Here is a 14,025-nt window from a genome sequence, read left to right as displayed (position 1 = left end):
TAGTTGTGCCAAACTATATACAATTGAAACTTATTGAACAATAGATGCATGAATAATATCCTGGATCTTCTGCACGTACGTATTTTTGTAGCAAATTATTTTCTGCATCCGGGGGTGTACTCTATTAGATAAAAACACATAAATAATGGGAATCCTAAAGGGTTAGCCCAGGCCATAGTACCTGTGAAGTCTATATGATTATAGCTCTTTTGAGAAAACGAAAAAGGATACTTACCCGTTCTTTTTGCAGGGAGTTTATCAAAAAAACCTAAAGCTCTTTTGTTGTTTTTAAACTGATAAAAAGCTCTTTTGTTGTTTTTAAACTGATAAGTGGTAAAGTGGAGAACTGTAGCTTCTTGAGAATAACGTTACGTTCCGTAATATCCATTCTGCAAATAATGACTTCATCATTCAGTCACATCATTCAGCCACATCATTGGCGTTAGCAAAAAGTCTGCTGTGCCCAATTTTCCGCCTAGCAAAGCCGCGCCCTCATCATGTACATAAACGTGAAGCGGTTGCTTACGCAAGAATTTATCTTCTGTTGTTGGGGCAATGCTTTCAGATGGAAAACGTTCTAGGGGACAATATCCCCCCCCCATTCTGTAAGAGCTCAGGGGTTGATAAAGTTTAGCGTTCAGCAAGGGATATGGATTGAGCGCTTTGTTTTTCTCTAAAATTTTTCAGAAAATAAAAGCCCAGATCGCTGTATTTGTAAATACTTCCGTTTTGCAACGGCAACTCCAAAATCAGTTGACACATATCACTTTCATGATTTTCTCATATAGAGATTTTGAGCTACTTGAATAGGATGCGTTTTATCTTTTTTTATTAAGTAAATCTGGGGTAAATAATTGAAATTGATTGTCTAATATATATTTATGAAAAGGTATCCAAGAGGGTAAGTCAGCCTAATGAGTGAGAAACTCTTTAATATTAAAATCACCCTTTTCGGTATTTTCCGCAGTAGGAAAAAATTTTCAAGGGGAGATAAACTAAATCAGATGCATGAGAAAAGGCACGGTAGCGAGAATTTTGTTAGTAAGGCCAGATCGTATGCATGATCCCAAAGCGCTTTTTCATTATTTTTATGATCAAGTTTTCCAAAACTCCTTTGGTAGATGATCTTAGCATTGCGCGCTATAACTCTACCTGAGCACCGGGTGTGGCGCCTTTATCAATAGCTTTATGCACGATATATCATCAACTTTATTAAGTTTATCCATACTTACGCTCTCCGGAACACCATAAGAGAGATGCTCTATAGGTGAATGTTCTATACCCTAAGTTGCTTTAAAAATGGGAGGTATCTCTACAGAAAGCTTTCCGTAAGCGTCCAGGGCGACGAAAATGATTTGCGCGGCACAATACTTTGGACTTGCTTACTGTTTTGATAAGCCATCAAAATAGCCTGAAAATTTTTTATATCTATATCAGAAATCGTATAATGATTAGTAAAAATACTTAACACCGTTAGCCGTATCCGGGAAATGGCCTGGAGCAAAATTTGTTCAGAGGAAGAAATCTTAGAGCTCTTCCATGTCGTATCATCCGGATTTGTAAATGTCTACAAACACAAGTTCATAGGAATTAAGTTTGAATATATTTGAAAAAGATTTTATGGAAATCTCCACCTACGAATAGCGACGTAAGTAATCATAATAAGTCTCATGTGAACCTTTTACAAAGACGACATAGGTGAACTTATAAGAGTTCAAACTTCGAGTGGGTAATATCTTTACGTCCTTTTTAAGGAGAGTAATGATTTTTTATTCCATAATCTCTCTGTGCAAGACTTCGCTTTGCGAATCATTAAGATGATCAAGCGAATTAACGATTTTTTCAATTCGTTTTATAGAAAGCACTCCTTTTTTGAGGACCTTGAAAAATTGTGTTCTCGCTACCCGAATGTTTTGCAAAAAAAAAGCAACACATCGTTTCCGGCTTGAAAAGCTTTGAGATCAAGCATACATGCTGGATAAAGATTAGCTACAGCTTTCATGTTTAGCGCATCGCTAAAGATCAATCCATTAAAATTCATATTGTTCTAGAGTTCGTTCTCTAAAATGGTTTTTGAGAGCGAAACAGGTTATTTTTATCCCCAAGGGCGGACTGCAAAAGCAAATGGCCTCTCATAATAGTCCGTCCGAATTCCTGTATTGTTTAAAAGGATAGAGCTCCACAACCTCAAGACGGTGATAAGTATGTTTTAGCACAGGCAGGTTTTTGTGTGAATCTACAAAGATATCGCCATGTCCGGGAAAGTGTTTGGCTACAGTCATGACCTCTTCCTTTTCGATATCTTTCGCATAGGCGATAGATTTTCGCACTACGTTGTTGGTATTGATATCGACCACCGGATTGGAATTAACATGTATACCCAGACGCCAACAGTGTCGGTCTATTTTTGACCGATCCGCGGTATTATTAATAATTCATTAGAAGTGCTCCCAGGGTAAGCGATAGCCATTTTAAGCATATTCCCAGATCCCATTCCGCATCCACGCTGATTAAAAGGGGTAGATTGGAACGTTTTTGGTAAATGTTACTTTAGTATGATCTTCTAAAATAAATGTACTGGAAACACACTCTATTATTCCTGGATCGTTTGTAAAACTAGAGTTCTGTTGCAGACAGATTAAAATTATTTTGAAAAATATATTAATTATAAAGTTACTTACCCTATCAAAGGGATCAACAAATTTTGTATAATAAATGTTCAAAAATACTTTGAAACTATTTTAAAAGGATTTATTTTAGCCGGGCTACTCAGGAGAGGTGGCAGAGTGGTCGATTGCGGCGGTCTTGAAAACCGTTGAGGCTAATACCTCCGGGGGTTCGAATCCCTCTCTCTCCGCTACAAAGCATTTAAAACCTTATTAAAAGGGGTAACTGTATCGGTCTAAAAATGTAATAAGTGTTTTATTGTTAAGGAATTTATAACACTTTTCGAGCGGTCATTATCTTTAAAGCTCTATCAAGGGTGTAAATAAGAGTCTGAAAATACTATAAATCACCTATATAATAGCTACAGAAATTTTTGAAAAACAAAATCGCTCCGGTGTTGTTTTTAATCTGAGTATACTACGTAAATCTCATCAAATCCCTTATAAATAGAATATATTTTTATCAAAAAATATATTCTATTTATTTTATGGCATTTTTCTTTATCTTTTTCTATTTTTTTCTTTAATATTTTCTGAAAATCTTTCTCGATGTAAAAAATATAGAATGTTACTTTTGAACTTATCAGGGTGATTAATTTTTTGTAAATGGGGTGAATTAAGAGCTTTCCGGGCAGACTCTTCTGATTTATCAATAGGAGGAGAGATCCCTGCAGGAGTTACTTCTGAACTTATGAATTAAGAGCATGTTTTTTCTTTTGATTCTAAAAATCATCCTTATACATACCGTTTGGCGTGTTTAGCATACAGATCAAATAAAGGCTGTAGGAGGATATTTTGAAAAAATTGACAAATTCTCTATTGATTTGATAGTATTTTGCCAAGCCACAATTAATAAGAGAAACTTCCCTGATTTACTGGTTTATTATGGAGCATTTCACGCTATTTCTTTTAAAATAGTATATGGTATCTTAAATTATATGCATCATAAGTCGATGAAAATGTTTGGTCTTTAATACATATTTAGTTTCAATGAAGATAAGTTGATGTTCCCAGAGTCTACTTATTTGAAGATCTATCCTAAGACCTACCACGGCGCAATCACGAGCGTTACCAAACCTATCGCTCTTTTTAAAGAGGTTCCATAGGGTAAATCTTCTCTATCTCTTGTTACTTAAGTAGATGCTTTCTTCTTTTTCGAAAGAAAAAACTATCACTGTTAACTTAAACGCTCCTCAGAGATTTTAAGAACCTTGATCTTGCCTAAGTATAGTTTTATAAATTTACTATAAATATTACTTGAAAGAGACTCGTCTTATTTATTCTTCTTAATTAAGACGGGCGCTTTCTCTATATTCAGTCTTTGACAGATATAGCTTTGTTTCTTTCACAAGATGCACCGGAAAATCTCAGAGAGAATAGCCTTCAAGTTTTTCCAACGTTCCGTTGATAAAATTTTTATCCCTCTGCCAGAGGCAGATTTCTCATACGTTTTCTTTTCATTATCCAAAGGCTTAAAGTGATAAGAGCATGAAGTTAATGTATTAAATAAGATGCGTTTAAGAGAAATTACTCTTGCTAAGAGTCTATTCTAACAATATGCCTTACTGTGTCAAGGAGCATCAAACTAGCTTCACTGATCTATCATTGCATAGAGAGGTACAAGTGGGCTTCTCTTTTGAAAAGCTTTCCGCTTATCTCTTTGAACGCATGAATGAAGTCATACAACCGGGCACGTTATCCGACAAAATATGGACAAGAAATAAGGTAGACAGGTTATTTGGTGGATCTTATGAAAAAGACAAAGCTATATCTGTGACGCAATCTTATCATGAGAAATCTACCCTATAAATGGACTTAAAGCGCTATGAAAATTTTCTTATCCTTTGGATGTGTAAAATTTCAAAACCATATAATTTAACAGAGTTCGATTTAATTCGAAAATCACTTATCGATGAATTTGAAACTTTAGGTTTACCCTCGAGAAACTTCTTTTTCTTCTCTTGATGCCATCAGATAAAATTTATCCTCCTGATGGAATAATTGATTGAACCTCCCTTGATTTACTAATCAATTATACTTAACAAGTAAATTTCTGATAGATATAAAATTTTCTATTATCTATGAAATAATTAACTGTTTATCAAGGCAAGATTTAGACGATTTCAAGACCTATAAGTAAAGGGCTACAGAAAAGTTCAAATGCAGACAATGACCGAAATCAAAATTTTTTCTTTGCTGGGAAAAGACCATAATATTAGCATGAAGCATTCATTAAAAACAAATGTAGAGAGCTTTGAGCTCGATCATACAAGGGTAAAAACTCCTTATGTACGACTAACGGGTATCATGCAAGGAGACAAAGGAGATCTGATCTTATAAATACGACATACGCCTTTTACAGCCTAATAAAGCTCATATGGGTATTCCAGCGTTACATTCATTAGAGAATTTAATGGCTGAACTTGCCCGCAATCACAGCGATAAAATTTTTGATATCAGCCCTATGGGATGTCAAACAGGTTTTTATATCCTCTTAATCAATTATGAAAATTACGATTAGAGTGCTTGATTTGATTGAAAATACCCTGAAAAGGGTACTGAGCGCTGCTCAGGTACCTTCCTGTAATGAGGTACAATGTGGATGGGCTGCGAATCACATTTTTGAAGGCGCGAAAACTTTGGCGAAAGATTTTCTCAGCAAACGTAAAGAATGGGAACAAGTTTTTGCCTGATATAACCATACCCATCAACAAGAATCTTTGCCTTGCATTGGAATTATAGGTGCCATGGAAGAAGAAGTTAGATACCTTATAGCATTACTTGAAGATCGAAAATTATTGGAATATGCAGGATTTTGTTTCCACTTAGAAAAACTTTATAAAATACATGTAATTATTCTTCAGTGTAGTATTGGAAAGGTTACGCAGCCATAGACGCCACGATTTTACTAGATCATTTTGTAGTTAAGGCAGTCATTAACACAGGATCTGCCGGGGGTCTTAAGGAGAATCTCCACATTGGAGATATCATTATTTCTACTAAAGTTCATTATCATGATGTAGATTTAACAGCATTTGGATGTAAGCCAGGGCAACTTCTTAATACGCCTACAGTTTTCAAAGCCAATCTTAATCTTATACAACAAGCCTTAAAAAGTGGACAATCTTTTGGACTGCCTGTTTTTTCAGGCGCTATATGTACAGGAGATACTTTTATATCAAGACCTCAAGAGTTAGAAATCGTTAGAAAACGATTTCCCGAGGCACTTGCCTGTGAAATGGAAGCAGGAGCCATTGCTCATACCTATCATATTTTAAGTGTCCGTTTGTAATTACTAGTTCTTTATCAGATATCGCCGGTGTGTCTCTTCTTCCGCTACTTTCAAGAAATTTATTGCAGATGCCGGTAAAAATTCCGCTTCCATAATAGAGTCTATGATCCTTGAATGGATCAATTTTTAAATCAAAAACTTAAATACGAGGGTTATTAACTACAAAGACAGAATTTAAAAGTCTTTTGAATTATTACCAAAAGGTACTAAGTTCTTTGTCCATATAAACTCTATGGTTATTAAATGAGCTCAAATACAATTTTCTTTATTAACACATTCTGTTGATCATTTATTTTTAAGTTCATTTAACAAGTTTTGATTTCAATATAAAAACATGAAAATCAATAATTTATAAATAAAATCATAGATTTGTTTTTTTACCGGCCTCCCCTAATAGGAGGATATCGGGAAAATTGCGTGAATTTTTTATAAAATTTCTATTGAAAAAAATCCCCTGAAAGGCTTTATTATTTAGCAAAGCAATACGCAAAACGCTAGGATCCTCTGAAATAGCTTAAAGAGCTCTTCGGAGAATTTAAAAGAAAAATGAAAATTCTATTATAGACTTCATTCAGTATCTTAAAACCCAGCCCATGAAAAGACAAAGAAAAGCTCTGCAAAAAAAAACTTTTATAATGTGCTTCTATTGAAATTATCGCGGAGAAAAAAGAGTTATAAACACTCTTGCCGAGGCTGCTGAGCTAGCCTTTTTTTTCTGAAAGCACTTTCGAAAATGATCTTAGAAAGAGAAACTTTTAAGAAAAAATATTATTTAAATATATATATGTAATATTATAAAACCTCCATAAAAAATTGTAATCTATCACAAAATGAATTTTTTAAAGCTACAAAAATCTCCCGTGATCCGGTTTTTCCAAATTTTTAAATGGTTTCTATGCTTCTTACTTTTCGTACTGTTTTACGATTCATAAGAATCCCCTGTGTATTTTTTCATAATACACGCGAACCGGAAGATCTTCTTAAAATAGAAGTTGAACTTATGGTCTACTACCTTTCCAGGTAAGCTGGCTCTTTTCTCCGGGACGACCTTTAAAGTAATACGATTACCTATATCTCCTCTCTTTTAGGATTTGTACTGTATAGTTTGTTTTAATATTTTTGTAAATTCTTTAGAAAGTCACTTTCATCAGGTCCGTTCTAAGACCCACTATGGAACTAGTTTTCAGTGTTATTGATACTTTCCGCTACAAAAAGAGAGATCTAATGTAAATATTTTGTTTATCTTTTTATCGCTTAAGTAAACGCTTTTCGCTTCTTCCGAAGAAGCTTTGTGGGTAAAACTTAAGATTCTAAAGCTACCTTTATATAAGTAATATACAAGAAGTTGTTTGCGTTTTTTACGCTATGTTAATGTTTCTTAATCAAGTCATCGAGTAAATCCTACAAAGACATCATTCTGGCAATGTCCACAAAAAATATTTGATCGGCTCGCTTTCTTTAAGCTCTTTCAGTAAAAATCTTTTTGTGTAAAATTTAAGTGATTTAAGTGTCTTTTTCCTTTTTGGAATTTTATACCTTTATCGATTTTAAAACCCTGAATTTTAATCAAGGTAAGCTTTATGATTTGCAGAATCAAGAAAGATTTTTTCTCGAGCAGAAATACCGTCTATTCCTTTGAATAATCATCAAAATTTTGATGCTATAGCTTCTACATATTCCTTATCCAGAATATCCCCCTTGAATGGTAAAAATATAGCCATGAAAGAGCCTTATTTACGATAAAAGGAAATGATTTGTTCAGCTAATTCCAGACCGATACGCTCTTGAGATTCTCTTGTAGATCCACCTATATGAGGGCTTAGTGATACGGCCGGATGCATGAGTAACTCTACTGAAGGTTTAGGCTCTTCATTATAAACATCAAAAGCGGCATAAGCGATCTTTCGTCTGTTCAAAGCTGTTAGCAAAGACTTTTCATCGATCAGTCCTCCTCTGGAAGTATTGACAATTCCCGAACCTTTTTTCATCATCTTAAACTCCTCCTTACCCAGGATCATATTCTTTTGTCTAGGTACATGTAAAGTTATAAAATCCGAAGATTTCAGGACTTCTTCTTTAGAAACTACAGGTACATTAAAGGAAATTTTCCGTCCGTCAAAAAAATCAATTGTTACTTGTCGATCTTCCGGAATCATGTCAAAAACTTTGACTTTCATTCCAAGAGCTAAGGCAACTTTGATCACCTCCAATCCTATACGACCTGCTCCTAATACTCCTAGCGTTTTGCCCCTAAGCTCGCAACCGCTTGAATAAACCTTCTTCAAAGCCTCAAAATGCGTATCGCCCTGCAAGGGCATGCTTCGATTAGAGTCGTGAAGATAGCGCGCCATACTCATAATATGGGCAAAGACCAGCTCAGCCACCGAATGTGAGGAAGCATTAGGGGTATTGATTACCTTAATTCCTTTTTTTTGAACATATTCCACATCGATATTATCCATACCAACACCTCCACGACCGATGAGCTTTAAAGAAAGGCAAGCATCTATTAACGCAGCTTGCACTTTGGTGGTGCTGCGAACTAATAATACCTCAATCTGCTGACGGTTAATGAACTCAGACAGTTCATTTTGTGAAATATTATCCTGAAAAAGTTCAAAAGAAGCTTTTTTTAGGAGATTAGCTCCTTTAGGAGAAAGACCATCATTAGCTAGGATTTTTATCAACTGTTTTTTAATTTTTAAAGTTTAAAGTTTAAAGTTTAAGTGAATCGGCGCGCAAACTCCTTCATGGTTTCGGTCAGGGTCCTCACACTTTCTATAGAGAGCGCATTGTACATACTGGCACGGTAACCACCTACAGAGCGATGGCCTTTAAGGCCTACAATACCAGCTTCCTGCCATATCTGATCAAAATCACAAGAGAGCTCGGGTCTGCGCAGTATGAAAGTAGCATTCATATTCGATCGATCTTCTAAAGAAACAACACCTTGAAGAAGGGGATTTCGATCGATTTCCTCGTAAAGAATTTGGGCTTTTTCCTCATTAAGCTGCTTGATCACTGATAATCCTCCCTTATTTTCAATCCATTCAAGGGTAAGCATCGAAGTATATACAGCGAAAACCGAAGGTGTATTCAACATGCTTTTTTTATCGATATGCAACTGATAATTCAGATAGTTCGGGATATTACGTTCTGTTTTTCCTAACAATTCTTTTTTTACAACTACAAGAGTAGTACCGGCCGGACCCATATTTTTTTGCGCGCCGGCATAGATCAAATCAAAGTCGGAAAAATTTATATTTCGACTGAAAATATCGGAAGACATATCGCAAACTAAAGGCAGATTAAGCTTTGGAAAAACCTTCATCTGGGTTCCGTAAATGGTGTTATTTGAAGTGCAATGAAAATAATCTGCTTCTTTTAAAGAAGAAAACGATTTTGGAATATAAGTGTAATTTTTGTCTCTGGAGGAAGCCACTATTTGCACCTTCCCAAAACGCTGAGCTTCCTTTATGGCATTTGATGCCCATGTGCCTGTGTCTAAATAGGCTGCCCAGCCGCTTTTCTTGGAAAGAAGATTGTTGGGTACCATCACAAATTGTAAGCTGGCCCCACCCTGCAAAAAAAGAACTTCGTAAGTATCATTAATTTTCATGATTTTTTTAACTAATGACCTTGCACGCTCCATTACTTCGACAAAATCTTTGCTTCGATGAGAAATTTCTATTAAGGAAAGACCGGAGTTATTGAAATCAAGAAGCGCATGAGCAGAAGATTCAATTACCTCACGAGGTAATACACAAGGACCTGCGCTAAAATTATGCTTTTTCATAAGGGATACAAGTGTAATAAAATCTCAAAACATACACTACTGCAACAAATGTATAGATTTTGCCTTAAGAAAATAATAAAGATTCTTTTTTAAGAAGGATTGCACGAAGAAAAATACTGAATACCAGATTCCAACCATTTGATATATTTATCCATATCGTATTCTACCCCGATAGGATCCATCATTTTCTGTTTTTCGTAATCTATTATGATACAGTAAGGTTGTGCGTTCGCTTTAAAATGCTTTACCTGAAAATCCGTCCATTTTTGGCCATAAGTGCTTATCTTCTTGTTCAAATAATTTGAAAAATAACGCTCAGCGATAGGCAATTCTTTTCTATCATCTACATATAATGAGATAACAACAAGCTCTTCTGATAAAAGATGTTTAACGTGTGGATCCGCCCATACGCGCTCTTCAATTTTTCGGCAGTTAGCGCAAGCGTATCCTGTAAAATCAAGCAGGATAGGCTTTAATTTCGCCATAGCATAGCTACGGCCTTTATCATAATCGTGAAATACAGGAATATTATGAGGACCTTTTTGGGCGTCCGAAGGAAAGGGAGTTGAAGAAACCGAAGCGGTATTATTATAATGTTCGCTGTAAGTGCGTGGAGGAATAAATCCGCTCAACAGTTGTAAAGGCGCCCCGAAAAGTCCCGGGAGCATATACAATGAAAAACTCAATGAAAAAATCGATATAAAAAGCGCTGGAAAACCTACAAGGTTTCTGGAATCATATGAAGAAAGACGAAAAATTCCCAGAAGATATAATCCCAAAAGTAAAAAGATAACGATCCAAAAAACCAAAAAGATTTCACGTTCTATAACGTGGCCTTGCCATACCAAATCTGCATTAGATAGAAACTTCATAGCTAAAGCCAACTCAACGAATGCAAAGGTGATTTTCAATGTCTGCAACCATTTTCCTGAGCGAGGTAAAGCTTTCAGACCACTTGGAAAAATAGCAAATAACACAAAGGGAAAAGATAAACCTAAAGAAAAACCAAGCATGCCCATAACGGGAGTTAGAAGCGAGCCTTGCGTAGCTGCTTCCACTAAAAGTGTACCTATAATAGGTGCGGTGCAGGAGAACGAGACGAGTACCAAAACAAAGGCCATAAAGAAAAGTCCTGAGAGTCCTCCTCTGTTAGCTTTTTTATCCGCTGCATTGGCCCAGGAGCCAGGGAGGGTAATTTCAAAAAGACCAAAAAAAGAAAGCGCAAATAAAAGAAATAACGCGAAAAGTAATAAATTAATCCATGGATTGGTAGAGAGCTCGTTAAGTGCCGATACGCCGAAAATAAAACTCATAAAGACACCCAAAAAGACGTAAATCACCACAATGGAAATCCCGTACAACAGAGCTTTCTTAACGCTCTCAGAGCTAATGTGACTTTGGTTGCTAAAAAAACCTACTGTTAGTGGAATCATAGGGAAAACACAGGGCATAAATACAGCGGCTAAGCCGCCCAAAAAACCTAAAAAAATAATATTAATCCATAAGCGGGCTTTTTGCTCTTTCTGCTCAGAAGCTGAGGTTTCATTTTTTCTTTCTGTAGCATTTGAAATAGGCTCCTTTAATGCCTTTTGTGTTCCATTGATATAAAAAGTAAATTCCCGCTTATCTGGAGCAAGGCAGTTGACAGAACTACATGCCTGAAATTCTAATAAAACCTTTATTTCAAAGAGCTCTGAAGAAAGCGAACGAACACGTTGTTTATAAAGAACCTTATCGTTAAAAAATTGAGAACGACCACCTAATCCGTTCATATCTTCTTGCTTTAACTGGCCTATTTCTTGTAGCGATCCGATTTTTTCGTAACATGTTTTATCCTCTCTAAAATTTACTGAAACCGGAATTCCTATATCTCTGGTTTTCATGTGTGTGGAATAAATGTGCCAGTCTTTTTCTATACGAGCTTTCACCAAAAATTCATATTCATCATTGGAGATTTTTTTCTGCCCAGAGGTCCATTGAACCGGATAAAAAATTTGTGCCGTTAAACTCGAGAAATACACGAGTATAAAAAAAATTGTGTATAATTTAAACATTATAGCGGGTTTATATTTAATATATCGTGAGTTGTAGATCTGATTTTAAAGCGATCGTCAAGCCTGTGATTGACAATCCAGATAATAGCTCCGTCTGCATTGACCAACAACCAGGTGTTTTCTTTTTTAAGCAAGCTGAATTTCTCATCTTTAAAAAATTTGCTGAGTTTTTTTTTTTGCTGCATCCCCAAAGGATAAAAATAGTCCCCTGGACGCCAGGTTCTCAACTGAAGCGGAAAAAGAATCTTTTCGAAATCTATAGAAATAAGAGCCGTTTTATATCTGAAGCTGCTTATCGTAAAAGACAAGGGTAAAGGCTCTTTGATGATTTTAGGAGCATGTATTTCATATGTTCTTTTCTTATCAAACCTTCTCTGAATGAGCAACCAGCGGTTTCGATCATTAACTATTCGATAAGAGTGTGAAAAAAGTTGCTTGCCAGATTGCGCATACAAAAGTCTCTTAAGATCATGCCAGTTAGTAAATCCATAAGGTGAAAATAATCGAAAAAGATAAGGCTTTAAGGGATTTAACTTCCTAAGTTTAAACAAATCAATTTCCAATTGAAAAGATGTTTTCTTTTTACTTAGGGTCAATTCTTTCAGGGCACTTTGAACCGCTTGCTCGGAAAGAGCATAGTCATCGTTTAAGTTCAGCAGAATAGTTGAAAAATTTTTATAAAGATCAGGTGAAAGATCAGAGAGTAGGGGGACTATACGATGTCGTATGACATTTCGCAAATATTTATCTTCTCGATTACTAGGATCTTCACGCCATTGAAGATTACGACTTTGCGCATATTCAAAAAGTTGCCCTCGCGTAAATGGTAACAAAGGTCGAAAAAAAGACTTTGTATAGGTGGGGATACCCAGCAGACCTTTCAAACCTGTACCGCGTATCCAATTAATAAAAAAAGTTTCTAAGGTATCATCCAGGTGATGACCTAAAGCGATGTAATCGAGTTTTAGTTCCTCTAAGAGATCAGCAAACCATTTATAACGCAAGGCGCGCGCGCCCATTTGTATAGAACATTTATGAATTTTCACATAATTTAGAGTATCAAAGTGTCGGCTATAAAAAGGAATTTTTTGATAGCTACAAAAGTTTTGAACAAAAACTTCATCAGCATCTGCTTCATCGGCGCGTAATTGAAAATTTACATGCGCTACACTTAATGAAAGCGAAGTGCGTTGTAAAAGATCTAACAAGACCATGCTATCCATTCCACCACTTACAGCTACTAGCACATGCTTAGTATGTGAGGGAAGAATTTCGTTTAAATGATCTAAAAAAAAAGATGGCTTGATCTTCATAAACGAGTGCTTTCTTTAAGAAACGGATTGTAATAGTTGTTGTTGAATACAACGGGCGATTTCTGAAGGCAGTTTATCAATCACATCCACTTTATAATGCGCTTGTTCATAAAAACTCATTCGCTGAGCCAGGTTTTGAAAAATAAACCCATGAAGTTCCTTATCTGATAAATCGGCAATAAGCGGACGCTTGCTTTTTTGAGTTCGAAGCCTTTGAAAAATTAATTCAGGTGACAATCGTAAATAAACTGTCCGCGCTAAACGCTTCATCAATGAAAGATTATCCTTATAACAAGGCGTTCCGCCTCCGGCAGAAATGACATATCCTTTTTCTAATTTCAAAAGGGACCGTAAAGAACAAGCTTCTGCTTTTCTAAAATAATCTTCACCCTCTGTTAAGAAAATATCTTGAACGCTTTGTTGCTCTCGAATACTTATATACTCGTCCAGGTCATAAAATTTTACTTTTGAATATAAGGCGAGGAGCCTACCTGTGGTAGTTTTTCCACTACCCATATATCCTATCAAAATGACTCGCAAAATCCTTCTCTAAAGTAGCTAAAATAAAGAATTTTTTTTGATTTCTAAGAAGAAGATTTGCCAAACAAAAAAATGATTGTATATTTGCCAGCGTATGGTGGAAAAGACCTGGTAGCTCAGTTGGTAGAGCATTACACTTTTAATGTAAGGGTCCTGGGTTCGAGCCCCAGCCAGGTCACACAATATTTTTTAATATATTGTATATCAATTATCCATTCTCTTCTTTTTAGCTTTCTTCGATTATAAAAAATACACTCCGGAATCTGGAAAAGAAGTTGATTAAGTAGTTAATCATGGCTTACCGAAAAGAGTCTCTTGCATTTACAGAAAGAAGTTTTAAAAAGATGCGGGGTCTGGATTTTGA

The 14,025-nt window shown here is 35.7% G+C and carries 10 protein-coding genes, 2 tRNA genes and 1 pseudogene; 5 read left to right on the top strand and 8 right to left on the bottom strand.

Annotated elements, in window-relative coordinates; translation table 11 throughout:
- Positions 1-407: 407 nt before the first annotated feature.
- From CS842_RS01865 to CS842_RS07400, 3 genes are all read right to left on the bottom strand, one after another.
- The gene (locus tag CS842_RS01865; RefSeq protein ID WP_103327216.1) at positions 408-644 is read right to left on the bottom strand and encodes a hypothetical protein; all 237 of its coding nucleotides are present in this window, start codon (positions 642-644) and stop codon (positions 408-410) included.
- Between the two features lie 1,256 nt (positions 645-1,900).
- Positions 1,901-2,041 (bottom strand): glycoside hydrolase family 3 N-terminal domain-containing protein, encoded by a 141-nt coding sequence (locus tag CS842_RS07775; protein ID WP_146037426.1) that lies wholly within the window; start codon positions 2,039-2,041, stop codon positions 1,901-1,903.
- Between the two features lie 91 nt (positions 2,042-2,132).
- Positions 2,133-2,357: a glycoside hydrolase family 3 N-terminal domain-containing protein gene (locus tag CS842_RS07400; RefSeq protein ID WP_195909828.1), complete on the bottom strand. Its 225-nt coding sequence runs from the start codon at positions 2,355-2,357 to the stop codon at positions 2,133-2,135.
- 415 nt (positions 2,358-2,772) lie between these two features.
- Here CS842_RS07400 and CS842_RS01855 point away from each other — a divergent pair.
- From CS842_RS01855 to mtnN, 4 genes and pseudogenes are all read left to right on the top strand, one after another.
- Positions 2,773-2,857 (top strand) — tRNA-Ser (locus CS842_RS01855).
- Between the two features lie 1,366 nt (positions 2,858-4,223).
- Positions 4,224-4,475, top strand: a complete 252-nt coding sequence (locus CS842_RS01845) for a hypothetical protein (RefSeq protein WP_103327213.1) — start codon at positions 4,224-4,226, stop codon at positions 4,473-4,475.
- Positions 4,476-4,886: 411 nt separating this feature from the next.
- Positions 4,887-5,359: pseudogene (locus CS842_RS01840) on the top strand (S-ribosylhomocysteine lyase).
- A gap of 197 nt (positions 5,360-5,556) precedes the next feature.
- Complete coding sequence (gene mtnN / locus CS842_RS07770; RefSeq protein WP_103328006.1) at positions 5,557-5,958, top strand: 5'-methylthioadenosine/S-adenosylhomocysteine nucleosidase; 402 nt, start codon at positions 5,557-5,559, stop codon at positions 5,956-5,958.
- A gap of 1,730 nt (positions 5,959-7,688) precedes the next feature.
- Here the strand turns inward: mtnN and CS842_RS01830 are convergent.
- From CS842_RS01830 to CS842_RS01810, 5 genes are all read right to left on the bottom strand, one after another.
- Positions 7,689-8,642, bottom strand: coding sequence for a D-2-hydroxyacid dehydrogenase (locus CS842_RS01830; protein WP_103328005.1), 954 nt, complete (start codon positions 8,640-8,642; stop codon positions 7,689-7,691).
- Between the two features lie 38 nt (positions 8,643-8,680).
- A complete protein-coding gene (serC, locus tag CS842_RS01825) occupies positions 8,681-9,754 on the bottom strand; it encodes a 3-phosphoserine/phosphohydroxythreonine transaminase (protein ID WP_103327212.1) in 1,074 nt (357 codons plus the stop codon).
- Between the two features lie 89 nt (positions 9,755-9,843).
- Positions 9,844-11,775, bottom strand: coding sequence for a protein-disulfide reductase DsbD family protein (locus CS842_RS01820; protein WP_195909827.1), 1,932 nt, complete (start codon positions 11,773-11,775; stop codon positions 9,844-9,846).
- A gap of 32 nt (positions 11,776-11,807) precedes the next feature.
- A complete protein-coding gene (gene tilS / locus CS842_RS01815) occupies positions 11,808-13,121 on the bottom strand; it encodes a tRNA lysidine(34) synthetase TilS (RefSeq protein ID WP_103327210.1) in 1,314 nt (437 codons plus the stop codon).
- Positions 13,122-13,136: 15 nt separating this feature from the next.
- Positions 13,137-13,661: a shikimate kinase gene (locus CS842_RS01810; RefSeq protein ID WP_146037425.1), complete on the bottom strand. Its 525-nt coding sequence runs from the start codon at positions 13,659-13,661 to the stop codon at positions 13,137-13,139.
- A gap of 105 nt (positions 13,662-13,766) precedes the next feature.
- Between CS842_RS01810 and CS842_RS01805 the strand changes: the two genes are divergently transcribed.
- Positions 13,767-13,839, top strand: a tRNA-Lys gene (locus tag CS842_RS01805).
- Positions 13,840-14,025 lie beyond the last annotated feature (186 nt).

The organism is Bacteroidetes bacterium endosymbiont of Geopemphigus sp., from assembly GCF_002904345.1.
Taxonomy (GTDB): Bacteria; Bacteroidota; Bacteroidia; order Flavobacteriales; family Blattabacteriaceae; genus GSPS2-BC2016.
The sequence above is the reverse complement of the archived record's forward strand: the minus strand, read 5'-3'. Positions and strand labels throughout refer to the sequence as shown.